The sequence below is a fragment of the Ralstonia sp. 22086 genome (assembly GCF_052045975.1).
Taxonomy (GTDB): Bacteria; Pseudomonadota; Gammaproteobacteria; order Burkholderiales; family Burkholderiaceae; genus Ralstonia; species Ralstonia wenshanensis.
In genome coordinates this window covers 265914-287786 of sequence record NZ_JBQEPZ010000002.1, presented here as the reverse complement: position 1 = coordinate 287786, position 21873 = coordinate 265914, and the positions used below count along the sequence as shown (strand labels likewise).

18 protein-coding genes and 1 pseudogene are annotated in these 21873 nt (G+C 60.6%); 10 read left to right on the top strand and 9 right to left on the bottom strand.

The window, feature by feature from the left end; genetic code table 11:
- Positions 1-29: 29 nt before the first annotated feature.
- Both ppsA and ACTJK6_RS10410 read right to left on the bottom strand, forming a co-directional pair.
- Positions 30-2429, bottom strand: a complete 2400-nt coding sequence (gene ppsA, locus ACTJK6_RS10415; protein ID WP_260801658.1) for a phosphoenolpyruvate synthase — start codon at positions 2427-2429, stop codon at positions 30-32.
- Between the two features lie 65 nt (positions 2430-2494).
- On the bottom strand, positions 2495-2767 hold the full coding sequence (locus ACTJK6_RS10410; protein WP_232039596.1) for a hypothetical protein: 273 nt from the start codon (positions 2765-2767) through the stop codon (positions 2495-2497).
- A gap of 772 nt (positions 2768-3539) precedes the next feature.
- On the opposite strand from ACTJK6_RS10410, the gene ACTJK6_RS10405 reads away from it, so the two are divergent.
- The 3 genes from ACTJK6_RS10405 (at position 3540) to ACTJK6_RS10395 (ending at position 5625) form a co-directional block, all read left to right on the top strand.
- Complete coding sequence (locus ACTJK6_RS10405) at positions 3540-4124, top strand: fasciclin domain-containing protein (protein ID WP_232039594.1); 585 nt, start codon at positions 3540-3542, stop codon at positions 4122-4124.
- Between the two features lie 65 nt (positions 4125-4189).
- Positions 4190-4900: a sigma-70 family RNA polymerase sigma factor gene (locus ACTJK6_RS10400; protein WP_313903666.1), complete on the top strand. Its 711-nt coding sequence runs from the start codon at positions 4190-4192 to the stop codon at positions 4898-4900.
- On the top strand, positions 4897-5625 hold the full coding sequence (locus ACTJK6_RS10395) for an anti-sigma factor (RefSeq protein ID WP_316870929.1): 729 nt from the start codon (positions 4897-4899) through the stop codon (positions 5623-5625). Before ACTJK6_RS10400 ends, ACTJK6_RS10395 begins: the two co-directional genes overlap by 4 nt.
- Before the next feature lie 205 nt (positions 5626-5830).
- Here ACTJK6_RS10395 and ACTJK6_RS10390 read toward each other — a convergent pair whose 3' ends face one another.
- The 3 genes from ACTJK6_RS10390 to ACTJK6_RS10380 all read right to left on the bottom strand — a co-directional run bounded on the left by ACTJK6_RS10390 (position 5831) and on the right by ACTJK6_RS10380 (position 8437).
- Positions 5831-6517, bottom strand: a complete 687-nt coding sequence (locus ACTJK6_RS10390; RefSeq protein WP_440838972.1) for a hypothetical protein — start codon at positions 6515-6517, stop codon at positions 5831-5833.
- Complete coding sequence (locus tag ACTJK6_RS10385; protein WP_232039587.1) at positions 6514-7095, bottom strand: hypothetical protein; 582 nt, start codon at positions 7093-7095, stop codon at positions 6514-6516. Before ACTJK6_RS10385 ends, ACTJK6_RS10390 begins: the two co-directional genes overlap by 4 nt.
- A gap of 178 nt (positions 7096-7273) precedes the next feature.
- Entirely contained in the window at positions 7274-8437 is a 1164-nt protein-coding gene (locus ACTJK6_RS10380; protein ID WP_440838971.1) for an alpha/beta fold hydrolase, read from the bottom strand.
- A gap of 114 nt (positions 8438-8551) precedes the next feature.
- Between ACTJK6_RS10380 and ACTJK6_RS10375 the strand changes: the two genes are divergently transcribed.
- Positions 8552-9469: a LysR family transcriptional regulator gene (locus ACTJK6_RS10375; protein ID WP_440838969.1), complete on the top strand. Its 918-nt coding sequence runs from the start codon at positions 8552-8554 to the stop codon at positions 9467-9469.
- Positions 9470-9951: 482 nt separating this feature from the next.
- Here ACTJK6_RS10375 and ACTJK6_RS10370 read toward each other — a convergent pair whose 3' ends face one another.
- Positions 9952-11130: a GGDEF domain-containing protein gene (locus tag ACTJK6_RS10370; RefSeq protein ID WP_440838968.1), complete on the bottom strand. Its 1179-nt coding sequence runs from the start codon at positions 11128-11130 to the stop codon at positions 9952-9954.
- A gap of 1508 nt (positions 11131-12638) precedes the next feature.
- Here ACTJK6_RS10370 and ACTJK6_RS10365 point away from each other — a divergent pair.
- The 4 genes from ACTJK6_RS10365 to ACTJK6_RS10350 all read left to right on the top strand — a co-directional run bounded on the left by ACTJK6_RS10365 (position 12639) and on the right by ACTJK6_RS10350 (position 16594).
- Complete coding sequence (locus tag ACTJK6_RS10365) at positions 12639-14039, top strand: sensor domain-containing diguanylate cyclase (protein ID WP_440838967.1); 1401 nt, start codon at positions 12639-12641, stop codon at positions 14037-14039.
- Positions 14040-14273: 234 nt separating this feature from the next.
- A complete protein-coding gene (locus tag ACTJK6_RS10360; protein ID WP_440838965.1) occupies positions 14274-14726 on the top strand; it encodes a pyridoxamine 5'-phosphate oxidase family protein in 453 nt (150 codons plus the stop codon).
- 414 nt (positions 14727-15140) lie between these two features.
- Complete coding sequence (locus ACTJK6_RS10355; protein WP_316870944.1) at positions 15141-15365, top strand: hypothetical protein; 225 nt, start codon at positions 15141-15143, stop codon at positions 15363-15365.
- 170 nt (positions 15366-15535) lie between these two features.
- A complete protein-coding gene (locus ACTJK6_RS10350) occupies positions 15536-16594 on the top strand; it encodes a DMT family transporter (protein ID WP_232039576.1) in 1059 nt (352 codons plus the stop codon).
- 242 nt (positions 16595-16836) lie between these two features.
- Here ACTJK6_RS10350 and ACTJK6_RS10345 read toward each other — a convergent pair whose 3' ends face one another.
- Complete coding sequence (locus ACTJK6_RS10345; RefSeq protein ID WP_440838964.1) at positions 16837-17208, bottom strand: CbrC family protein; 372 nt, start codon at positions 17206-17208, stop codon at positions 16837-16839.
- A 169-nt stretch (positions 17209-17377) separates the two neighbouring features.
- Here ACTJK6_RS10345 and ACTJK6_RS10340 point away from each other — a divergent pair.
- Positions 17378-17620: pseudogene (locus ACTJK6_RS10340) on the top strand (SDR family NAD(P)-dependent oxidoreductase); the annotation flags it as partial.
- Between the two features lie 413 nt (positions 17621-18033).
- On the opposite strand, the gene ACTJK6_RS10335 reads toward ACTJK6_RS10340, so the two are convergent.
- Both ACTJK6_RS10335 and ACTJK6_RS10330 read right to left on the bottom strand, forming a co-directional pair.
- A complete protein-coding gene (locus ACTJK6_RS10335) occupies positions 18034-18810 on the bottom strand; it encodes a carbon-nitrogen hydrolase family protein (protein ID WP_232039574.1) in 777 nt (258 codons plus the stop codon).
- Positions 18811-19353: 543 nt separating this feature from the next.
- Positions 19354-20304 (bottom strand): LysR family transcriptional regulator, encoded by a 951-nt coding sequence (locus ACTJK6_RS10330; protein ID WP_232039572.1) that lies wholly within the window; start codon positions 20302-20304, stop codon positions 19354-19356.
- Between the two features lie 100 nt (positions 20305-20404).
- Between ACTJK6_RS10330 and ACTJK6_RS10325 the strand changes: the two genes are divergently transcribed.
- Positions 20405-21826 (top strand): aldehyde dehydrogenase family protein, encoded by a 1422-nt coding sequence (locus ACTJK6_RS10325; protein WP_440838963.1) that lies wholly within the window; start codon positions 20405-20407, stop codon positions 21824-21826.
- The last annotated feature ends 47 nt before the right edge of the window (positions 21827-21873 follow it).

Here is a 21873-nt window from a genome sequence, read left to right as displayed (position 1 = left end):
GAGGGGAGGCCGCCCGAATGGCGGCGGTATCACGGGGTGTTTGGTGCAGCGCTCTCGGCCGCGGCCACAGTGCGTTTGACCGCAATGAAGCTGTCCGGACTCACCGATATGGAATCAATGCCGCACTCGACAAGGAAGGCGGCAAACTCGGGGTGGTCACTGGGTGCCTGGCCACACAGACCGACGTGGGCGCCAGCCTCATGGGCCTTGGTGATGACGCTTTGAATCATCCACTTGACCGCATCGTCCTGTTCATCGAAAAGCTCCGCGAGATCTGCCGAGTCGCGGTCAACGCCCAGCGTCAGTTGCGTCAGATCGTTGCTGCCAATTGAGAATCCGTCGAAGCGTTGCGCGAAGGCCTTCGCCAGAATCACGTTGGATGGAATCTCGCACATCACGTAGATCTTGAGGCCGGCTTCGCCGCGCCGGATACCGTTTTGCGCCATGACTTCCAGCACGCGGTCCGCCTCCTTTGTCGACCGGCAGAAGGGAATCATGACAACCACATTCTTGAAGCCCATCTCATTGCGAAGGCGGAAAATGGCGCGGCATTCGAGCGCGAAGCCCTCCCGGTAGCGGGGCGAGTAGTACCGTGACGCTCCGCGGAATCCGAGCATGGGGTTTTCTTCCTTCGGCTCGAATTCCGCCCCTCCGATCAGATGCGCATATTCGTTGGTCTTGAAGTCGCTCATGCGCACGACCACGGGGTGCGGATACTGGGCCGCGGCGATCCGTCCCAATCCACGCGCAAGGCGGTCGACAAAGTATTCGGTGCGATCTTCATAACCTGCAGTCATCGCTGCGATGGTCTGCTTGGCGTCTTCGTCTTTGAGCGTGTCGAAGCGGGCAAGGGCCATCGGGTGGATCTTGATGTGGTTGCTCACCACGAACTCCATGCGTGCCAGCCCAACGCCGTCCGCCGGGATTCGCCACCACCGAAACGCTGCCGCCGGATTGGCGAGGTTCAGCATGACCTGGGTGCGCGTTGCAGGGATACTGCCGAAATCGATCTCTTCGACCGCAAAGTCGGCAATGCCTTCGTAGACAAACCCTTCCCGACCTTCCGCGCAGGACACCGTGACTTCCTGCTCGTCATGCAGAAGATGCGTCGCGTTGCCAGCGCCGACGATGGCCGGAAGCCCCAGTTCGCGGCTGACGATGGCCGCGTGCGATGTGCGGCCGCCCTGGTCGGTGATGATGGCGGCGGCCCGCCGCATCACGGGTACCCAATCTGGGTCTGTCGTCTGGGTGACGAGAATGGCGCCATCGACAAAGCGCTCCATGTCGCGCGGGCTTTCGATGATGCAGACTTTGCCCGCCGCGACGGCTTCGCCAATGCTGACACCGGACAGGATCTTGCGACCGGTCTTCTTGATATGCCACGTCTTTACCGCACTGGCTTCGCGACGCGACTCGACCGTCTCTGGCCTGGCCTGCACGACGAACACCTCACTGGTGACACCATCTTTTGCCCATTCAATGTCCATCGGCTGGCCATAGTGCTGCTCGATCACACACGCCCATCGCGACAAGGTGAGGATCTCGTGGTCGCTCAGGACGAAACTCGCACGCTCGGCCTTTGATGTCGGGACGTTCTTCGTCGGGTGGTCGCCGTCGTTCGTGTAGATCATCTTGAGACCTTTGCCGCCCAGCTTCTTCCCAACGATCGGCGACAACGATGGCTCAGACAGCAGCGGCTTGTAGACCTCGTATTCGTCGGGCTCCACTTTGCCCTGGACCACGTTTTCGCCAAGCCCCCAGGCCGAATTGATCAGGACAGACTTGTCAAATCCCGTCTCGGTATCGATGGTGAACATGACACCGGCGCCCCCCAGATCGGATCTGACCATGCGCTGCACGCCCACCGACAATGCGACCTTGGAATGGTCGATGCCCTTTGCCTGGCGGTAGCTAATTGCGCGGTCGGTAAACAGCGACGCGTAGCAGCGCCGGCAAGCGTCGAGCAGGGCACGTTCGCCCCGGATGTTGAGATAGGTTTCCTGCTGCCCGGCAAAGCTCGCTTCAGGAAGATCCTCGGCCGTCGCGCTCGATCGCACTGCAACGTCTATGTCGGTCTGGCCCACTCGGCGGTTCAGTTCATCGTAGGCAAGGCGGATCGCCTCAACCGTCTCTGCTGGCCATGCACCGCGCAACATGGCGCGTCGGATGGTGAGCCCGGCCTCTGCCAGGGAAAGCTTGCCGCCATCAAGGTCAGCAAGCGCTGAAGCAATCACCGGCTGCAAGCTATTTGCATCGACGAAGCGCCAGAAGGCCTCGGCTGTGAGTGCGAAGCCCGGTGGGACATTGACGCCCTGGCAGGCAAGCGTGGCCACCATCTCGCCGAGCGACGCATTCTTGCCGCCGACTCGTGGAACGTCGGTCCGTCGCAATGCCTCGAACCAGACAACGTGCGCAGTGTTGTTGACCATGCGTTGCTCCATCGTGGCGGTTGGCCAAGGTCGGCACGGGTGCCGAGGCGTATTGCAAAGCGAACCTAGAAACCGTGTCCGGATGCATCGAAATCCGGAAACTCGGCGTCAAGCAGCTCGTAGATCAACTTGGCCTTGCCGGAGAGTTCGATGTCCATGCCGCGGATGAGGTGCTCGTCAGAGCGCAGCCACTTATAGGCAAGCTGTACGTCCTCGATACTGGGTTCGATGTCGAGGATCCGGGTTAGCACTTCCGTCTCGAATGGACCGATGATTTCGCGGATATCACGCGCAGTCGGGCGACCCTGAAGGCTGTGGCTTTGGGATGCGGCGTTCATGGCGGTTGTGTCTCCAAGGGTGTCAAGCCGATGCATCTGCATCGCATCGAACATGGCTGTGCAAGCACTGACCTGGCATGACATGCGAAGCGGGTTTCTCGGCGGATCAGATAAATACTGGCATGACGAACAGCGTCAGCTTTGTGCCGTATCAAACGTCGATCAATTGCTGCGTATCAGCACGACTGGACGCTTGCATTTCTGGCGCGCGGATGTCATTGCGCTTGCAAATACTCCTGCGCAAACGGCGGTACCAAACCATTCAGGCAGAAATGCGATGACGCTTTTTTTTGCAGAGGAACCTCTGTCGCCGTTGTGTCGGGGTGGCTATGCAGAAGTCAATCCGTGCGGAAGCGCACTGCGCACCTGGGTCGGTCGAAAGGATCACCACACAAGCAAGCAGCGGTGCGGAGCTACCGGCGTGGGTGCGTCGGCAAGGCGTTGCAATCCCGGCAGTCTTGATCCAACGAGCCCCGGACGTGCCCCCAAGCCACACTGGCGCCGTCGCGCCAAGCAGCCGGTCCAAGGCCAACAGGAGGATGCCGGGCAGCGCATGACACCTGGGGGTCACGTGCGAGGTATCGACCTTGCACTGTTCTCACAGGTCACTGTGAGTAGGAAATGCGTCGTGTATTTTTTCCGACGCAAAGTCGTTTCAACTCAGCGCAATCCACTCCTGCGTGGTTGCACGAGTCGCTCGTGCATCCGACAGCGAGTTTCGCTCGTATCTGGGTTGCTTCCAATTTGCGAAGCGCCACGATTGAGGTCAACAATGAAAAAGTATCAACTGGCTGGGTTGTCTGGTGTTTTGCTTTCCCTCGCAATCATCTCTGGCGGTTATGCCTCCGTAGCGACCGCAGCCATGAGCGGCAGCGAAGCAACCGTCATGGTGGGCGGCGCTCCGATGTATCCGTCCAAGAACATCATCCAGAACGCCGTCAATTCGAAGGACCACACCACGCTCGTCGCCGCTGTGAAGGCGGGCGGCCTGGTCGACACGCTGTCCGGACCCGGCCCGTTCACCGTGTTCGCACCGACCAACGAAGCCTTCGCTGCGCTTCCGGCCGGTACGGTTGATGGCCTGTTGAAGCCGGAGAGCAAGCCGACGCTGGTCAAGGTGTTGACCTACCACGTGGTGCCCGGCCGGCTCACCGCACAGGACCTCATGAAGGCCGTGTCGGACGGCGGCGGCAAAGCCACCCTCAAGACCGTCGAGGGTGACGCGCTGACCGTCATGCAGAAGGGCGATCACCTGACTGTTACGGACGACAAAGGCGGCGTCGCCACCGTGACGATCGGCAACGTGTATCAGTCCAACGGCGTGATCCACGTCGTGGACAAGGTGCTGATGCCGTAATCAGTCGGGTTCAGCGCGAGGGCGGGCGCTCTCGCGCGTGCTCAAACGGTGATCAGAGGACCGGCATGCCATCCAGACTTCGCCACACCCCGGACGTTCGTTGCGCGAACGATGCCGTTGGTATACCTTTGCCGCATCCCGTTGCGGGCAACCGAGGCACGCGAAATCATATGCACGTTGTCGGAGCATCTTTGCTCGAGTCTGAGGACTCACTATCAGCGCGGCAGGAGGAGGGGCGGGAACGGCTGCTTGAACTGCTCAAGCAGACTGCGCAAGGCAGTCGCAGCGCCTTCGCCGATCTTTACGCCCTCACGTCGCCCAAACTCTATTCGCTCGCGTACGGCATTCTTCGCAGCTCAGGTGAAGCGGAAGACGTGCTCCAGGAAATCTATGTCGCCATTTGGCAACGCGCCGATCAATTCGATCCTGCGCGGGGAACGGCCATGACATGGCTGATTTCACTCGCGCGGAACAAGTCGATCGATCGCCTGCGTCAGTCGCGCGAGACAACGGGGGATGAAACCGACTGGACGCACATCGTCGACGAGCAAGCAACGCCACACGAGGCGGCGGACATGAGTCAGGAGCGTCGGCGTCTCAATGGCTGCATTCAAAAGCTTGAAGCGCGGCAGCGGGGTGTCATCGTGGAAGCGTTTTACACAGGCGCGAGCTACGCAGAACTCGCAACGCGCCTGAGTGTGCCGATCGGGACGATGAAGAGCTGGGTGCGGCGCAGCCTGCTGCAGCTCAAGGCGTGCATGGAGCTGCAGCCATGACGCACGATCGCGATTTGGAATGCGCTGAATATGTCCTCGGACTCCTTGACAGTGACGAACGGCGGGCGCTTGAGCGCGCGTTGGACGAAGACGTCGCCCTGAGGCACTCCGTCAGCGCCTGGGAGGCGCGCCTCTCTCCGTTGGGTGAGGCCGTGACCGGCATGCAGCCGCCCGCGCGGGTATGGAAGCGGATTCAGGCCGACCTTGGCCACGTTGAGCGCACAGAGGCCGCAGCGCCTGCGGGTGAGTCGCAGGTGCGTCGGATCTGGAACAGCATTCGGCTGTGGCGCGCCGTGGCGCTCGCAACTTCCTTTGCGACGATCGCGGTTGTTGCGGTGAACCTGTCCGTGTTGTCACCTGTCGGAACGCCGACGGGCGCCAAGCCCGCCTATATTGCCGCGGCCATCACCGGCGACAATGGCTTGCCGCGTTGGACGATGACGATCGACACGGCAAGACGTGAAATCGTCGTGGTGCCGGCTGTTGCGTTGCAGGTCTCCGACAGCGCCTCGACCGAACTTTGGTTGATTCCCGAGAACAGCAAGCCGATCTCGTTGGGTGTGTTCTCGTCGAATCGGTCCACGTCGATTGCGCTGTCGAAGGAAAATGCAGCCAAGCTTAACGTTCGCGCTGTGCTTGCCGTTTCGGTTGAGCCGAAGGGCGGTTCTCCAACGGGTCAGCCAACAGGTCCGGTCGTCGGCAAGGGCGCGATGCAAGAGACGTGATATCGATTGCCCCGCCCAGCGCAAGGGGATGACGGTAGAAAGTCTGGATGATGCGGGCGGAGAGTGTTCCACCGGCATCATCCAGATAAGTGTTTCAGTGAACGCCGGCGATTTCGCCGGCTTTTGCTTATTCAGCGGGCAAAAAAAATACCTTCGACCAAGAGGCCGAAGGTATGACGCAAAGACCGTTCGCTTCCAACTGCAATCAAATGCGCGACGACATGTACTGCTCTCGCACTGCCAGTCCGGCGTAAGGCAGGTTGCTCGCGGTGACGATCGCCAGGTAGTCCGAGAATCGATACTGCAAACGTGCCGTCTGCAATGGCGATTGGCTCAGTACCTGCGGCGATGCATCGCCCATCATCGCAGTCGGCGTACCGAGCGCGTCGCGCAATGCATGCGTCGCTCCGTTCCAGGCGGTGGTTGTGTCACTCGCGTTCATGCCCCGACGGTAGATGTCGACGCCGACGAGACGGCCGCTCGGACCGAAGCTGAGCCACAACTCGCTGACGGGCGGGCCGGCAAGCCCGAGCTTGCGGGCGTCAACGCCACGGCAGCGGAGATAGTTGTAGCCGTGCGTGACAGCGTCACAGGCCACGCCGTTTTCATGTGCCCAGCGAACAGCCTCGGTGGCGGTCGTGCCGTCCAGCACGAACCCGCCCGGGAGCGGACGGGCCGGTGCCGGCTGGCTGGCGCGCAGCTGCGCCAGTCCGCTCGCACGCAGCGCGCTGACTTGCGCTGCCGTGGTGCTGTCGACAGGGCAGGGCACGCCCAGCATGGCAAGCAACGGGCGGGCTGCTTTCAAGTGCATTGCCCCGACAAGGCCGAACGCGACCGTGAGCGCTGCCACGCTGGGCAATGCGTAGCGTTTCAGCGCGCGGGCCGGTTTCATTGGCAGTTCTGGGCCGTGTTGGGGCCCAGGTACTGAGGCATCGACGACACGATGGTGGACTTCAGGCCGGTAAGGACAGGCGCCACACGCGAGATGTAGGTATCGGGAACGCCATCGGTCTTCATGACGGCGGCGGCGTCGGTGATGAACTGATCGAACACGCAGCCCGGGATGCCAACGTCCGAATGCGCGGCGGCCATGTCGTCACACATGACGGTGGTGCCGTCCGCCGTGACTTGCCCCGGATAGCTGAAGGGGCCGCCGAACAGCGCCTTGAACTGGAGGTTCAGGCAAGCCTTGAGACGCCCGACCGTATCGTGTCCGGGCTGACCGATGTTGGCAAAGTACGGTGCTTCCTTGGGGTCCGCCAGCAGACCGGACACCGCGTCGTCGACCACCTTCGAAATGGCGGCCGGTGCGCTGGCATCTCCGCCAAGTCCGGCCCACATGTCGGCGTTTTGTGGAAATTGTGCTGTCGACGCCGTCGACGCCATCGACATGGGCGCATCGTCGCCGCCTCCGCATGCGCTCAGCGTCGCGGTGGTCAACGTCAAAACCAGTAGCAGGGCTCGCTTCATGGGTCAGTCTCCTTTGGCAGGGGTATGGATCGGGCGCGCGCGACTTGGCTCAAGCCCGGCGCAGCGCTGATGTCATATACGTCTGCCATGCGAGATCGGATGCAGGGTGGATCGATTCCACGCGGACGAAAATTGGCAAAGGGGGGCGAGGTGAGGGGCGTTCCCCCTCCGACGCCCTTCAGTTCAACCCAGCTGGGTTGGATATCCGCAGCCTCCACCCACCATCGCGGCCCTTTTCCATCACTTGCGTAGCGGTGCCGCGCTCTTCGTGATCGCGACCGTCCGGTAGCGTCACGTTCAGGGTCCAGTCGAGCAGGACGAGGGCGATGTCGCCGCTCGTGAGTACGCGGCGCACTTCGTTACGGATACGCGGGCGCAATGCCAGCAACTGAGCCAAGCCGGTGCGCAACCCGGCGGGGCTCTCCTGCACCACCTCGCCATTCGTCATCCGCATCGTGGCCTGGTTGCTGAACAAGCCGAGCACGGCATCGAGATCGCCGGCGGTCAACGCGGCATCGAAAGCGACCGGAACCTGGTCGGGCGCACGGCATACGACTGACTTGCTTTCGATCGCAGCGACGAATCGCGCAATGAGCCGCGCCACTTCCGCCGGGGCTTCCAGGGGCGATAAGTGTCCCGTTCCGGGCAGAACGTGCATCGCCGCATGCGGGATGCGCGGCAACAGTTCTGCCTGGAGTGTTGCGATGCGATCCACCTGGTCGAGCTCGCCGGAGATGACGATTGTCGGTGCTTCGATCGACGTTGTTGCCGCAGTAATGTCTTCGCGCATGGCCAGCTCGGGCCAGGCCGACTTGGCTTGCGGCGCGCCCCTCAGACTGTCCTCGATGACTTGCTCGCGGTACGCGGCGTTGAGCGGTTTCGCGGTCAACACGTGATCGATGACGAATTCCACGGACTCGCGCGTTTGATAGGCGCCGGCCAATGTCGCCCGCTGGGCGTCGGAAAGGAGCATCGGCGACGGCGGCGACGGCGCGACCAGCACAAGACCTTCCAGGCCGTTCGGCCGGCGCGATGCGATCAGTTGCGCGACCTTCCCGCCCATCGAATGACCGATCAGAACGTAGCGGCGTAGCCCTAGTGCTTCGATAACGCCTTCGGCGTCGGCGGCGAGGTCAGCGATGCCGTAGTGGTCGGCGGGCGCCTCGGAGTCGCCCCAGCCGCGGTGATCGGTGGCAACGATCCTGTACCTGTCAGCCAGTTCGTCTGCGACCGCGTCCCATGTTCGCGCCGAGCCACCGTAGTAGTGCAGGAACACGAGCGCCAGCTCGCCGTTGCCCCGCTGTTTGACGTGAATTTGCGTGCCGTTCGACGCGATTACCATGTTTGTGCTCCTGTCCGTTAGCTGATCGGCGCATCGTAAATTCGATTCTCCAGTTTGATAATTTTCGGATTCGACTATTCAGCCGATAATGCCGTTATCGAATTGGAGGGCAACATGGACCGGCTTACAAGCCTCGGCGTATTCGTCGCCGCCGTGGAGGAGGGCAGCCTGGCTGCGGCAGCTCGCCGCTTTGGGCTGTCGGCAGCGATGGCTGGCAAGCACGTGAGTGCCATCGAGGCCGAACTGAATGCACGGCTACTCCACCGCACCACCCGGCGCTTGAGTCTCACCGATACCGGCCAGACTTACTACGAACGCAGCAAGCGGATTCTCGAAGCCTTCGATGAAGCAAGGCGGGAAGCGAGCGATTCTCAAGGCACGGCCCGCGGTGTGTTGCGCATCGCGGCGCCTGTCACATTCGGCGCGATGCACTTGGGCGAGGTCGTGGCGCGCTACATGGAGGATCACCCGAACGTCACTGTGGAAGTGCAGCTTGGAGACCGCTATGTCGATCTCATCGATGCGGGCGTTGACGTTGCAATCCGGATCGGACGGCTGGAGGCCCCGGGACTTGTGACACGCAGACTTGCGCCGTGCCGAATGGTCGTGTGTGCTTCTCCTGCCTACCTCGAGCGCCACGGAACGCCGCACAGGCCGGAAGATTTGCTCAGCGCGCAACGACTGGCCTTCAGCGAGGCCGTGTCGGCCGGAGATTGGACATTGCGCGACCACGAGAACCGCGTGCACGTCATCGAAGGACCTTGCCGGATGACGGCCAACAACACACAGATGCTGCTCGCTGCCGCTGTTGCGGGAGCGGGCATTGTGTACGGCCCGACCTTCGTGTTCGGCGCCCACATTCGGCGCGGTGAACTTGTGGAGCTACTGCCGGCCTATCGCCCCGCTGAGCTGACGATTCAGGCAGTCTACCCAAGCACGCAGCGCATACCGGTCAAAGTGCGTCGGTTTGTCGATTACCTCGCCGAGACGTTCGGCGATGAACCGCCTTGGGATCGCAAGGGGCTGTCTTAGATTAGAGGGCGGCTGTTCGGGCTTCGAAAACGGCCGTTGCGGAGGGGCAAGTGAGCGCCGCTGCCAAGGGTCGACAGCAGCCCGTAGTCTGCAGGCATAGTCACCAACCACATCGGCCAATAGCAGGCTTGTTCTAACCGGCCTTTTAACGTCGCTCACTGATGAGGGTGGGACTCGATTCAGTCATTTACCTCAAACGTTTGCTGCTGACAGAAAAAAAGCGCCCCTGCACACGAATCGGGCGCTGACGCCTTCTCCCTCGGAAGAGCGTCGGAAAGCGCAGAACACGCAACGGTACGGCCTTTTAAGTATTCTGCGTGCCTTCATTATCATTGGATTGAAAAGAAACTTAACCACCCACTAGAGGGGAGGAGTGCGCTCTCCGTTGGGAACTACCTAGCTGAACTGGACTTGAATCGGGAAATTTGGCGATTGTTCTTCGTTAAACCGCGTTCCGCCGTCATCGATTCATCAATTGTCATTTAAGCGACGGCGGTTGAATGCGCTTCGACTTTGCGCCTGTCGCCTTCTGGCGCCATCAAGACTCGGTTGCGCCCTGCGGCCTTGGCGCGATACAGCGTCGCGTCCGCCCGCGCCAAGGCAATTGCCAGCGTATCTCCGGGCAAGACACATTCCACCCCCGCGCTGAATGTGCAATGCACACCCTCTCTTGGCGACCGTTCGACGGCAAGTCGAAGCTCATCCGTCACGGCTGCCGCGTCAGCCTTTCTGGTATCCACGAAAATGATCGCAAACTCCTCGCCGCCAAGACGCCCGAAGAGGTCTGTCGATCGCAGGCGCGCGGATACGATCGACGCAACGTGCGTGAGGATTCGATCGCCGACCGCATGGCCGAAAGCATCGTTGACCGCTTTAAACTCGTCGATGTCCAGAATTGCGATCGACACCGGCTTGCCCATTTCGACCGCGTCGGAAAGCAAAGCGGTCGCCTTCGCCATGAATGCGCGTCGCATCAGTGCACCAGTCAGCTCGTCAATACTGGCGAGGTGTTCCATCTTTCGTGCGAGTTGATCATGCGCGAGCATCACCATCCCGGTTGACAGGCACGGCAATGTGACAATCGCAAGCCCGAGAAACAGAACGTTCCAGGGCGAGGGATCCAGGATAGCCACTTCGGGCATACCGAACGCTCCGCCGACGGCGCGCGCGATATGGAACAAAGCGCCCAGATAAGCTGCCGCCGCAACGAATCGATAGGGGTAGCGCGCGCCGCCACGCGGCGCGTGACGCAGAGCCAGCGTACCGGCAGCGATCCGTGCGTAGGCAAGCAAAGCGGATACGAGCGCGATCTTTGCACCGACGTTCGGCGTCCCGCAAGTGAAGTAGACCACCGCAGCGAAAGCGATGACGAATGCCGCCGTTTCGCTGCGCCGCGCGGCACCCTTGCCGAAGAACTGACGCATACCCTGCACGAGCAACAGCACGGCTGTCAGGGCAAAGAACGCCGCTCCGGTGGTCGTGAACTTTCCTGGCTGAGCACCTGCGACCAACATCCACGCCAAGGCAATGGCCAGCAGTGCATGAGCCACGCACCAGCGAGCGATACCGGGCACCCCTGTCTGAAGCAGCGAACCCAGAATGGCGACGCTCATCAGGCAAGACATGATCACAATACCTACCAGAACGAGAGAGCTGAGCATGAGATCTGGGTGAGGCAAGAACACCGAGGCGGTATTCGACAAGACATTTGTCTGGATATCCTCTTATCGGCCAGTTTGCTCGCCACTTAATACTGTTTTCAGCAACGCGCTATGAAAAAACGCGTGAGTCTATTGCCGGGTCATTTAAAGAGCCGATGCTGCTTCATGTGGAGGGGCGTCCTGCTTCTGGTTAGCAGACATTTCGCTGCTGCCGTGGTCGGGAAGCGGTGGATGTCAATTACACCGCGGGTGAGGAGCAAGGTGGCGCAGCGGGGTGTGGTGATTTACAGCTGGGAGCGGGCGGTGGAGCCTGCCGGGCTGATCTAGCGGTCCAGCTTTTTGCCCGTCCCTCATTGATTTAACATAACACAAATTACGCGATAGGACGGTATGTTTACAGTTGATCCAGTGAACAGGAATAGAACCGCTCCAACGTAACCGATCCTCGCCCCGTCATCCGGCCGTTATATCGTGCGTGGTAAGAAAGGGCTGTCGGCCATCTGCCTTACCCCGCTTAATGCCGCTAGGTGTTCTATGGCCGGCACTTGATTCAACTGTGCCTCCCATATGGGCAAGGAGTCGAATATGTTCGCCAAAAAGACTACCGAAAAAAATGAAGTCGTCTCAGGTACCGTTACGAGGATCGGATCGTTCCTCTTTGCGGGCGCGTCATCTCTGACCTACGAACTCATGCTAGCCGGACACGAGCACCCTTTCCTAATCGGTGCAACGACCGGATCTCGACCTACGTCTCGGATTCATCTCACGGCGGCCGGCGATCTTGTCGAGTTTGAGGCGAGACCGGCAAAGGATCAGCAAGACTACCGAATCGGCATCGAAAGCTCGTTCCAAAATCGATCGCTGGCGGGATAGCGGCACCCGGCGAGAGTAATGGCATGACGGCAGTTCAAGAGATTGCCGGTGATAGCGCAAGGTGTTGACACTCCCGCGCGGAGATTAGGGGGTGTGCGTGAGAACCTGGGCAGTCTGCGCCGTGAAGCGCCGATGTCCCCCCCCATGGCGGGCATACCCGAGAAAAAAATAAAGACGGTCCGGAGAGAGATGGACCGCCTTGAAGGCCGTGGAGAGAGCGGAGCTCTTAAATCCAATGTACCAGTGCAGCCGACAAATGTATTGTCTTAAATACATTTATTGTGCGCAGACGTTGCGCACATGTGACGGAAAAAATTGCCATTGCCCCCGCACTGCGAGTCATGAATGCCGCTGGACTCACGTCGGTACAGCACTCCTGCCATGCCTGTCCTCCCCCCGCATCGAATACTCGCTCTAACGAACGCACAGCTCAACATGGGTGCCGACCGCTACAGCCAAGGCCGCGTTGGACGGCGGCTGGTGATGGAAGTGCGCGCGCCGCCGAAAACATTGTGCCCAGCTTGACACTGCCGCACTGCCGAAATCGAAGTCATTTCACGGGGAACCCCCCTCCACAAACTAAAGACTGTACAAGGGCAGTCGATATTTCACGATGATCATCCGCGCCCTGATTCATGACTGAGACCGTGCAAGTGGAAGGCGTCGCCCCTTCCCGCCCTGAGCTTTTTATTGCTGCAGCTGTCTCGGTCGCCATTATTGCCTTGGCAGCATTTTCCTTGAGCGCTGCACGCCTCCAGTGGCCGGAAGTCAGGCCCTTCTTGCCGATCTTCCTCACAACCGTTGTCCTCTTTGAAGGTTTGACCGGCTATCTTCTGCTGCAGCGCGCCCGCTTGGCAGGAGACCCGTTCTATGGCGCACTTGCTGGCGCCTATGTGTTTGCTGCAGCCGGGGCCGCGGCGCAACTGCCCACCTTTCCGGGCGTGTTTTCGGAAGCAGGCCTGCTCGGCGCCGGTTCACAGACAGCAGTATGGCTGTGGACGTTCTGGCATTCCGGCTTTCCCCTTTTGGTGTTGCTGGCCGGCTTGAGCCGACGTCTCTATCAGCGCGCACAGCCGCAAACAGGTACCTTTCGCGGCGTTCGGGCTGCGCGCTGGGTCGGCCCAATCGCCGCGACAATCGTGGTGCCGCTTTCCATCTGGGGCACGAGCGCTTTGCCGCAACTCATTCAGGGCGGGACCTACGCAAACCTTGTTGACAGCCTTGGCGTGCCGGTCATCGGCGCGAATGCTGCTGCCCTAGTCGGCTATGTTGCGCTGACCCGGCTACGGCGCTCGGTGGACGTATGGGTTTGCGTAGCACTCTTGGCCAGCCTTGCAGACGCAGTATTGACCCTGCAAGGCGGCGCGAGGTACACCGTGGGTTGGTATGCAGCCCGACTCCTGAGTGTTCTGTCGTCGGGCGTGGTGCTCTCAATGTTGATTGCAGAAATCACTCGCCTGTACCGCGCCCTCATTACTGCAAATCGGCGGCTCGAAAAGCAGGCACTACTGGATGGACTGACGCAGATAGCAAACCGGCAAGCGTTTGACACCCGCTGGGAAACAGAATGGCGGCGAGCCGAACGAGATGGAACCCCGCTGTCGGTTCTGATGATCGACATTGACCACTTCAAACGAATCAACGACACCTTCGGCCATGGCCGCGGCGACGCCTATTTGGTGGCAGTCGCGAGCATCCTCTCAGGAGTTGCCACACAGCGCGGGAGCGATTTCGTGGCCCGGTATGGAGGAGAAGAATTTGTCGTGCTGCTCCCAGACACCGAACGCGCCGGCGCGCAACAGGTAGCCGAGAGGGTACGCAGTGACGTGGAAGTAGCGGCCTTGCCTGCGCCTTCGGCGGGTCGCGTTGTGACAGTCAGCATTGGCGTAGCCACCTACACTCCGACCGAGCACGTCGTGGCTGGCCAGGCATATCAAGGCTCGGCCGCACGGGTCACTGCTGAAGTCCTTGCCCGAGCGGATATGGCACTCTATGACGCCAAGCGCGCAGGCCGAAACGCAGTCTCCAGTCGCTAGAGCGAACACGCTTTACACCAGCTTCCGCACACGATCTACAAGCTCCAAGGCTACCCCGGACAACCCACTCGGCGCTGCGCTTTTAGCCTTGGCCAACATCTGATCGCCACAAAGGGTGGGCCTCTACGCGCGGGACGCGGGGCCAAAGCCAGCCGTGGCCTGCCATTGATCCACGTCAATATCCACATCACACAGTGGGCAATCCTAGGTCTGTAGCGAGTCCAGGGGGCGCCCATGAATGAACAGATCAAGGAAAAGATACTGGCGTTGCTGGATCAGCACCGGATCATGACAATCGCCACGTTAAGGCCTGACGGTTGGCCCCAGGCTACAACCGTGGGGTACGTCAGCGAGGGACTTACGCTCTACTTCCTTTGTGGCCTAGAAAGTCAGAAAGCCGCCAACTTGGCACGAGACAACCGCGTCTCTCTGACGATCGATCACGATACGTCCGACCTGATGGCGATAGCCGGGTTGTCCATGGCCGCACACGCATATCCAGTCACCGATCTGGGTGAGGCGAAAAAGATCCTGCGCATGCTTCCACTCAAGTATCCGGATCAGGTTGCGCTGCCAATGCCGATGCCATCCCCGGAAGAAGTCCGAATATTCCGCGTCAGGCCAACCGTAATTTCCGTGCTCGATTATTCGCAAGGCTTCGGGCACACCGATCTCGTCATTTGCTGACTACATTTATGAGGTGGGTTGCGTGCACCAAAGCCGGCAGCCTCTACGCATTGGGGGTTTTTGCGGTCGGCTTTGCTCTCGGGGCAATCCGTGTCTTGTACCTGGTACCTCGCTTGGGAGAGACGGTCGCCGTATTGTTGGAAGCACCGCTCATGCTTGCCGTGAGCTGGAAGGCGTCACGATGGAGCGCAAGTCAGCATGGTCTGCTGACTGATCCTCACGGCGCATTGCTGATGGGAGCAATCGCCTTTGCCGTCTTGATGTTTGCGGAGTTTGCAACTGCAGTGCTCTGCTTCCACAGGACCGCGGCGGAGTACGTCGCTGGTTTCTGGTCCGTGCCAGGGGCGATTGGGCTCGCGGCTCAAGCGTGTTTTGCTGGCTTTCCATTTCTTCAGTCCAATCGCCACGGAATCGATGTCGACGGATCAATATGAACGGCCTATGTTCAACATAGGTCGTCAGGGCGCAGCGCATATCGTCAGCGAATTCGGCATGTACACCCTCCTCCTGCGCTGCCGAGACGCCAAAGAACCCGTCGTCATCTCCGCCGGCAGCTTTCGGCACAAGCGCGCTCGCGCGCTGACGGATTTTGCGCGGGCGTCGGTGCAGATTTCGGATTTGATTGAGGCGGGGGTGTAAGGGATGGGCGGCGCGCCCTTTGCTCCACAACCATTTGCCGACAAGGCGGCCGCGCCGTGAACGGACGATCAATACCGCACTTTCGGCCCGTCATTGCCACCCCAAGGGTTGTTCGCCTCTAACTGAACGCGCGACAATGGGATTTGGCCTCCCCTGCCAAACTCTCCGCCATGTCCATTCGCTCTGCGACACCCGCACTGGCAGCCGCGCTGCTGTTTGGCGCCAGCACGCCACTGGCCAAAACGTTGACTGGCGCGATCTCGCCTATCCTGCTCGCTGGGCTGCTCTACCTCGGCAGTGGTCTTGGGCTGGCCGGAGTGTTATTAGCCCGGCGGTTGGCCCGGGGGGCCAGCCCGACAGAGCCAACCAGACCGGCAATTCCACGCAGGGAAATTCCCTGGCTGCTTGGCGCCATCGTAGCGGGTGGCGTGGCTGGGCCGGCATTTCTGATGACGGGATTAGCACAGACAGGAGCCGCGCCCGCATCGCTGCTGCTTAATGTCGAGGGCGTCTTCACGGCCCTCATTGCGTGGATCGTATTCAAAGAAAACGCCGATCGGCAGATTGTCCTGGGGATGATTGTCATCGTTGCGGGCGGCATGCTGCTGTCATGGCAGCCAGACGCCGCGAGCTTGTCACCCAGCGCACTGCTGATTGTTGCAGCCTGCGCTTGTTGGGCGATAGACAACAATCTGACGCGCAATGTCTCCTCCAATGACGCGGTGCTGATCGCATGCTTGAAGGGCTTGGTGGCGGGCACTTGCAATACCGGTTTTGCGCTGGCCGCCGGCAATGCCCTGCCGACGGCGCAGACACTCATCTTGGCGATGCTGATCGGCTTTGCTGGGTATGGCGTCAGCCTGGCGCTGTTCGTCGTGGCGCTTCGGCACCTTGGAACCGCGCGCACTGGCGCGTATTTCTCGGTCGCGCCGTTGTTTGGCGTTGTGATTTCCTTCCTGATCTGGCCGGAAGTCCCCGGAGTACTTTTCTGGATTGCCGCCGCGTTGATGGCACTCGGTGTCTGGCTACATTTGCGTGAGCGACACGAGCATGAACACATGCATGAGCCAATGGAGCACATGCACTCGCATCGGCATGATGAACACCACCAGCACGAGCATGATTTCGCGTGGGACGGGAAGGAACCGCACGTGCATGTCCACCGGCATGAGCCATTGGTCCATAAGCACCCGCATTACCCGGACATCCATCACCGCCACGTGCATTAGGGCGCGACATCACCTTCGCGGCAATTCGCAGAGTGCAGACCGTGACGGCGCTCCCTGATGCTATGCCAGAGACCGCTTTTGGCCGGGAGCGGACGTACAAGCATTTGCCTCACTTCTGGTCAGCATAAGTCCCAGGCAAATAACACTTGCCGGCAGTGCCTACAGACGAATTTGTACAGAGCGGAGTCACCACCCGGTTGGTAGCCCTCCGTGACCCATCTCCACGTCGCCTCGTCCTGCTTCTACTCAACCAGCCAAGCTTGCTTGGTGCTGTCGGATGCTGACTCGATGTCCTGGATACTGGCATCGCCGTGAAACTCGCAAGCGTCACCACAGTGAGAAAGCCACCACTCCTGTTGCCAAGAGATATAGCCTGGGGTCCGAAGATTTACCTCTTCCATAACTTCTGCCGGCACACCCGCACGCGCCAGAGGGTGCGAGTCTGCGAAAGATGCGTCCAGCTTGCTCGCTGCAGAGCCATCGGCGATGCACCAGGGGCACAACGCGTCATGCAAATCGTTGACTGAATAGACCGGTCCTACATAGATATAGCCGCGCGCCTGATTGCAGCACGCGCAAATCTTTTCACTAGCAGCGACAGGCCCCCATGGCAAGGGGGGCAGGATGGTACCGAAAGTAAGGAAGCGGTTCTGTTCCGTTCATGGCTCTGTATCGCCGTCACTAAGCTGGGCTCGCCCCCTGCACCATCGATGTCCAATCCAATTTCGATCTGCCGCACCCCTAGGGCATGCAGAGAGAGCCGGGTGACAGCGACAAGCCCTCGCCACAGCCACCGATTTCTCGCAGATCGGCGGTCTTCCGCTCGAACACTTGCCCAAGGAGATCTTCATGTGGGCCACTGACATGGTCGATACGGCCTTGGTTGGCTTCGATCGGCATGAACTGGTGAAGCCCCCCCTGTTGCATGCCGGCGAGGAATGGGATGCCTAGGAGGCCGCACGGCAGGCGATGTCGGGCCATCTGTCGATGAACACCCCTGCACCGCGATATGCGGCGGCTCGATAAGCCCAGAGATCGAATCTGGGACCAGTTGCAGGCTTTCTCAGCAGAGGCTCGCGCAAGCTTCCGGTCGCAGCGCTGAGCCTGAGGGAACGTGGAACTGGGCACCCTGCGGTGGGTGCGCCAGTTCAACCACATCCGAATATGCTTGATCCTATCGGACATATCCCTCCGGTAGAAGCTGAGACAAACTTTTTTCCGCTCAGTGCAGGAATGGAGGGAGACTCCATGGAACAAGCGGTTTGCAATCTGACACGCGCCGCGCCGATGTCCCCCCCCATGGCGGGCATACCCGAGAAAAATAAAGGCGGCCCGGAGAGGGGTGGACCGCCTTGGTCCGGCCCTTCATGCATTAACGCCCCGTTGTGCACACAACCCATGGATCCCCATCGAAACCCGCAATCAATTGATAGCTCGGCCTACAAATCACGAACATAGCAGGGGTACTCAGTTTTCTGTTGACGCGCAAGCGCGACGCTCACGTTTGCCACGCAAACTGGTGCCTCCTTGCTCGTCTCGCCTATCAACATACCGTCGGGCGCGTAGGCGAACCCCATTCCCCCAAACTGCTGACCGAGCTCACCCGGTCCATAGCGATTCGAGCTGATCAGATAAGCCCCCGAAACTATCGCGGCCAATGCACCAGCGGCCTTCCACCGGTGCATTGACGTCCCGCTTGCTCTGGGGCACACAATGAGATCGACCCCGCCCCTACCGTATTCTCGAGCGTGCTCGTTAAAAAACAATTCCGTGCACAGGAGCACGCCGATTTCGAGCCCCGCTAGTTCAAATGTCTCAAAACCGGATTGGCCACGGTCGAACCAAGTCTCCTCATAGAAGCCCGCTTCTTGCGGGAAGAATTTTTTGTGATGCAGGTAACGATATTGTCCGTCTTGTAAGCCGAAAGCCTCATTAACAAGCTTGCCACCGCGTATCACCGGCCGGGAGGACACAACGGCCTTTACCTGGAGCGCCTTCAAGGCATCGATCGCCTGCTCGTGCGCTTCCGCCCACGAATGCGCGGCGGAAGAGTCGAACTCCGACCTCTCAGGAAGCCAACTGCCGAACGGCATCTCGTTAGTGATTAACAGGTCCACGCGGGACGCCTCGACGTTTCTTCTAATGCGGTCCCATTCGGCCCCGCTGTGCGTTAGCCCCTCCGGCCACTGCACATAGCCTACCTTCACCTCGTCCATACATTCCCTCGCCTTTAAGTGATCGCACGCCCGCGCCGTGGCTGAAGAGGAGTCCCTGCAAGCACGCGCCGCACTGATCCTCCCCCGAGCCCGACCGTTGGTACAGAGACGGTAGCACTTCGGGGAATCTCGATCCACGCCGGTTCGATATTGGGTCCGCGGAATTCGCCTGTGACGGGATAACGGACGCCAGGGCACGCGAAAAAAAACGTGGCGGACATCCCGTGAGCTGGACTTTGACGAACGACACTTGCTCTCGGCCGATGCCCGATTGCATGAAGTTTCTCGAGTGCGCGCGGCCTTCGATTGGTGCAGCACAAAAGGGCCTTTATCCGATTGAACTTGGCATTCGAGTGTCCATGTCAGCGCTCGAGCGAATGGCTATAACTTGCGGGCTAGCGCCCGACGACCGGGCGCGGCGACCGTCTCTGCCGCACATCGGATGCAAAAAGCATAACGCGACCCACACCGGACGCAGGACCAAGCTCTACCTCATCGGCAGTTTTCAGGGTCCATCGGTCATCCGTTGCTCGTCACTCGGCACTAGCGCCGTGCGCCGCGTACCTTTCCCTTCGCCGACGGGAGCTCACGACCCGTCCGTCGCGCGTCAGCATGTTCTCGAATCACGTCGATCAGTGCGCGCAGTCCGGCTGGCACATGGCGGCGGCCCGGGTAGTACAGACAGAGGCCGTCGAGCGGTGGCGTCCAGTCTTCCAGCACGCGAACCAACGTGCCCGCTTTGATATCCGCGGCGACGGTCCACTCGGTCAGATAGGCGAGACCGAGACCGGCGCGAGCTGCTGCCAGCATGAGGCCCGGTTCGTCGAGCGTCAGCGCACCCTTTCCGTCAATACGCACCGCTTCGCCGTGGCGCTCGAACTCCCACTGATAGATCGCGCCACTCGGCATACGCGTGCGGATGCAGCTGTGCGCGTTCAGATCAGCGGGCGTGCGCGGCGGCTTGTGTTGCGCGAAGTACATCGGACTGCCGACGACGGCGAAGCGCTGCCTGTCGCCGAACGGCACTGCAATCATGTCCCGCGGGACGGTTTCTGCGAGACGGATACCCGCATCGAATCCTTCGACGACGATATCGATCAACCGTCCTTCGGTAACGATATCGACCTTCATCTCCGGATAGCGCTGCAGGAATGTAGTAAAGAGCGGCATCACCTGCTTCGCCGCCCCCGCCGACGTATTGATGCGCAACGTGCCCGACGGCGTGTCGCGAAAGTTGCCGACCTGTTCGATCGCGACGCGGATTGTCGACAGCGCCGGCGCGATGCTGTCAACGAATTGCGCACCGGCCTCTGACAGCGACACGCTGCGCGTCGTGCGATTGAACAGCCGCACGCTGATGCGCGCTTCGAGTGCCGCCACCGAGTGACTAAGCGCGGACGTCGAGACGCCCAGTTCGGTCGCGGCCGCGCGAAAGCTGCGATGACGCGCGACGGCCAGCACCGCTTCCAGTTCACCCAGGCCCGAAGTTTTCATTATCCTGAATTGTTCAACACAACATGCCGGATTGTATGGCTTGTTAGCGCAATTGGTCCGGTCTATTGTGTGGCAACCAACACGCTATCCAGGAACAGCAATGCAGACCATCGACAAGGTCTATATCAACGGCGCGTTCGTCACGCCGCACGGCGACGAACTGTTCGATCTTTTCAATCCAGCGACCGAACAGGTGATCGGTCGCGTACGCCTCGCCGATGCGCAAGATGCGTGCGACGCGGTCGCTGCCGCGAAGCGCGCCTTTCCCGCGTTTTCGCGCACCGACAAGCGCGAGCGCATCGACATGCTAAAGCGGATGCATGAAGCCGTCGTCGCGAAGGAGGACGAGCTTTACGAAGCGATCACGGACGAATATGGCGCGCCGGTTTCGCGTGGCCGGTGGATGGCTCAGCACGCGAGCAATGTGCTGCTCGAAGCGGCGAAAGTGCTACAGGACTACGCGTTCATGCGCCGCGCGGGCGTCGCTGAAGTAGTGATGCAGCCGCTCGGCGTCGCCGGTCTGATCACGCCGTGGAATAGCAACGCGGGCTTCATCTGCGGGAAGCTGGCCGCCGCGTTGGCAGCGGGCTGCACTGCCGTTATCAAGCCGAGCGAGATGAGCGCGATCCAGACCCGCATCGTCACCGAAGCGTTGCACGAGGCGGACTTGCCGGCTGGCGTATTCAACATCGTGACGGGGCGCGGTGAAACGGTCGGTGCCCAGATTAGCTCACATCCCGATGTCGCGAAATTGTCGTTCACCGGCTCCACGGCAGTCGGCAAATCGATTCTGCGTGCCGGAGCCGACACGTTGAAGCGCGTGACGCTCGAACTCGGCGGCAAGTCACCGATGATCGTGCTCGACGATACGGACTTCGACCACGTAATGCCGCTTGTAATTCAGGCCGGTTTCATGAACAGCGGCCAGGCATGCATCGCGGGCACGCGCATCCTCGTGCCGCAGCAAAGGCTCGCGGAGTTCGAAGCGCGCGTGCGGGAAGAAGTCGCGCGCACGCAGGCGGGCGATCCGCGTGATCCACAAACCACTGTCGGCCCCATGGTCAGCCAGAAGCAGTGGGAGCGCGTGCAGCGCTATATCCGCATCGGCATCGACGAGGGGGCGCGTTTGATCGCAGGCGGCGAAGGCCGGCCGGATGGTATCGACGCCGGGTGGTTTGTGCGACCCACTGTCTTCTCCGACGTGACGAATGACATGACGATCGCGCGCGAAGAGATTTTCGGCCCGGTGCTGTCGATCATCACGTACCGTGATACTGAAGATGCGATTGCCATTGCCAACGACACGAACTACGGCTTGCAGGCGTACGTGGTCTCGGCGGATGATAAGCGTGCGCGCGAGGTCGCGTCGCGGATCGAAGCGGGACGCGTACTCGTCAACACGCTCGCACACGAACCGGCCGCGCCGTTCGGCGGCTTCAAGCAGTCTGGTATCGGCCGCGAGTACGGCACGTTTGGGCTGGAGGCGTTTCTGGAGCCGAAGGCCATTCTTGCTGGACTGTGATTGGGCAGCGCCAAGCGTTCGTTGGCGCGCCCCACAGGGTTGATCAG

Excerpts from the sequence above, each read along its gene's own strand:
- ACTJK6_RS10325 (WP_440838963.1), top strand. The coding sequence starts at position 20,405 with ATGCAGACCATCGACAAGGTCTATATCAACGGCGCGTTCGTCACGCCG.
- ACTJK6_RS10370 (WP_440838968.1), bottom strand. The coding sequence starts at position 11,130 with ATGCTCAGCTCTCTCGTTCTGGTAGGTATTGTGATCATGTCTTGCCTG.
- ACTJK6_RS10380 (WP_440838971.1), bottom strand. The coding sequence starts at position 8,437 with ATGGTAATCGCGTCGAACGGCACGCAAATTCACGTCAAACAGCGGGGC.
- ACTJK6_RS10375 (WP_440838969.1), top strand. The coding sequence starts at position 8,552 with ATGGACCGGCTTACAAGCCTCGGCGTATTCGTCGCCGCCGTGGAGGAG.
- ACTJK6_RS10360 (WP_440838965.1), top strand. The coding sequence starts at position 14,274 with ATGAATGAACAGATCAAGGAAAAGATACTGGCGTTGCTGGATCAGCAC.
- ppsA (WP_260801658.1), bottom strand. The coding sequence starts at position 2,429 with ATGGTCAACAACACTGCGCACGTTGTCTGGTTCGAGGCATTGCGACGG.
- ACTJK6_RS10410 (WP_232039596.1), bottom strand. The coding sequence starts at position 2,767 with ATGAACGCCGCATCCCAAAGCCACAGCCTTCAGGGTCGCCCGACTGCG.
- ACTJK6_RS10395 (WP_316870929.1), top strand. The coding sequence starts at position 4,897 with ATGACGCACGATCGCGATTTGGAATGCGCTGAATATGTCCTCGGACTC.
- ACTJK6_RS10390 (WP_440838972.1), bottom strand. The coding sequence starts at position 6,517 with ATGAAACCGGCCCGCGCGCTGAAACGCTACGCATTGCCCAGCGTGGCA.
- ACTJK6_RS10365 (WP_440838967.1), top strand. The coding sequence starts at position 12,639 with ATGACTGAGACCGTGCAAGTGGAAGGCGTCGCCCCTTCCCGCCCTGAG.
- ACTJK6_RS10355 (WP_316870944.1), top strand. The coding sequence starts at position 15,141 with ATGTCGACGGATCAATATGAACGGCCTATGTTCAACATAGGTCGTCAG.
- ACTJK6_RS10400 (WP_313903666.1), top strand. The coding sequence starts at position 4,190 with ATGCCATCCAGACTTCGCCACACCCCGGACGTTCGTTGCGCGAACGAT.
- ACTJK6_RS10335 (WP_232039574.1), bottom strand. The coding sequence starts at position 18,810 with ATGGACGAGGTGAAGGTAGGCTATGTGCAGTGGCCGGAGGGGCTAACG.
- ACTJK6_RS10385 (WP_232039587.1), bottom strand. The coding sequence starts at position 7,095 with ATGAAGCGAGCCCTGCTACTGGTTTTGACGTTGACCACCGCGACGCTG.
- ACTJK6_RS10330 (WP_232039572.1), bottom strand. The coding sequence starts at position 20,304 with ATGAAAACTTCGGGCCTGGGTGAACTGGAAGCGGTGCTGGCCGTCGCG.
- ACTJK6_RS10405 (WP_232039594.1), top strand. The coding sequence starts at position 3,540 with ATGAAAAAGTATCAACTGGCTGGGTTGTCTGGTGTTTTGCTTTCCCTC.
- ACTJK6_RS10350 (WP_232039576.1), top strand. The coding sequence starts at position 15,536 with ATGTCCATTCGCTCTGCGACACCCGCACTGGCAGCCGCGCTGCTGTTT.